The sequence below is a fragment of the Paraburkholderia sp. EB58 genome (assembly GCF_050436665.1).
GTDB lineage: Bacteria > Pseudomonadota > Gammaproteobacteria > Burkholderiales > Burkholderiaceae > Paraburkholderia.
Window position 1 is genome coordinate 1 of the sequence record NZ_JBNDMQ010000098.1, and the last position, 1,760, is coordinate 1,760.

The window sequence follows — 1,760 nt, forward strand, 5'->3', positions numbered from 1 at the left end:
GCATTGTCGACGAGATTGTTCAGCGCCTCGAACAACAGGCCGCGGTCCGCGTGGATCGTGCCCACGTGCTGCGTGCGCACGACGAACTGGATCGAGCGACTTTCCGCAAGCGGTTCGTATAGTTCGCCCACCTCCTGAACCAGGGTCTCGAGTTGCAATGGGGCAAAGCCTCCGCGCCGCTGCAATGTGCCAATCTCAGAGATGCGCAGCATGGCGCGAAAACGGTCGAGGAGTGCGGTGGTCTCGAGACGGGACCGCTCGACCAGAGTCGACAGTTCTGGGTTGTCCAGTTGCCCGGCGCGTTCCGCAACGCGCACAAGCAGGGTGTGAATGCGGGCGAGCGGCGTGCGCAGGTCGTGAGCAATACCATCGCACGCTCCCTTCACTTCGTTCATCAGACGTTCCACTTCCTCGAGCATGTGATTGACCACCTGCGCCAGCATGTCGATTTCGTCGCGGCCTCCCGCTGGCAAGCGCTGGCCAAGGTCACCCTGTGCGATCAATTGCGTCGCCTGGCGGATCGCTTTCAGACGGCGCATCTGTCGCACGCTCAACGCCAGGCCACCCGCGATGCCCGTGAACATGCAGAGTATTCCGCCGACGATGAGCGCGTTGATAATCCTTTGGCGAACTCTCAGGACGTGGGTAAGGTCACGTGCGAGTACGAGCTTCTCGCCGTTGAGGCGCTGCTCGGCCATGACGCGTACCACCGGCGCTCGCTCCGCGCCTGCAACTGACAAGATGTGGAGCGTGACACCAGTGCGGTTCATCGGCAGATCCGGCGGAAGGACAAGCATGTCACCTGCAATGTGCTGACCGTCGGCCGTAAACAGGCCGTAATAGTTCGAGTGCATGCGCTCATGCTCGATGCGTCGAGAGATGGCGTCTGCAAGATCGCCATGTGGCATCGAATCGAAATAGAGCAGTTGCCAGTCCATTACGACATCGGTTTCGTGCTCCATGGCGCCGGTCACCGCCCAGCCGATGAATCCGATCAGCAGCATGACGGAAAGCGAAAAGATCACCGTATAGACGGTCATCAACCGGAATGTCGTTGAGTGCCAACGTCGCCGCAGGGACAATGGCGCGGGAAGTGTGATGTCCGACACGGTAGCTCTCACGCAAGGATATAACCGGCGCCGCGCACGGTTTCGATCATGGGTTTGACTCCCGATGGATCGATCTTCTTGCGCAGCCGACCCATATGCACGTCAATCAGGTTGGTTCCCGGGTCGAAGTGGTAGCCCCAGACGGCTTCGAAGAGCATGGTTCGTGTGACGGTCTGCCCGGCATGACGCATCATGAATTCGAGCACGCGAAATTCGGTGGGCAGCAGTTCGATGTCCTGCCCATCGCGTCGGACCTTGCGCGAGATCAGGTCGAGTTCAAGCGATCCCACGCATAGGGAGGTCTGCGCCTGAGCAGTTGGCGCCTGGTTACGGCGCAAGAGGGCTTCGAGACGCGCGGTCATCTCTTCGGGATCGAATGGCTTGGTCAGGTAGTCGTCGCCGCCTGCGCGCAGACCGCGTACGCGTTCGTCGACGTCGCCCAATGAACTGAGCATCAGCACGGGCGTAGGAATGCCCACGCTGCGTATGGTGGTCAAAATTGTCAGCCCGTCGATGCCAGGCAGCATTCGGTCCAGTGTAATCAGATCGTACTCGGCGCTGATCGCCCGTACCATGCCCTCGTGACCGCTATCCACCCAGTCGACCGTGTAGCCGCGACTCTGCAGTTCGCGAACGATCTCATTGCCGGTG

At 60.5% G+C, this 1,760-nt stretch carries 2 protein-coding genes; both read right to left on the reverse strand.

Translation table 11 applies throughout. The annotated features are described in order from the left end of the window. Window positions 1-1,040, reverse strand: a 1,040-nt coding sequence (locus P3T40_RS44870; protein WP_429274084.1) for a sensor histidine kinase, incomplete at its 3' end; no start/stop codon positions are given. 77 nt (window positions 1,041-1,117) lie between these two features. Beyond that, window positions 1,118-1,760, reverse strand: a 643-nt coding sequence (locus P3T40_RS44875; RefSeq protein WP_429274085.1) for a response regulator transcription factor, incomplete at its 5' end; no start/stop codon positions are given.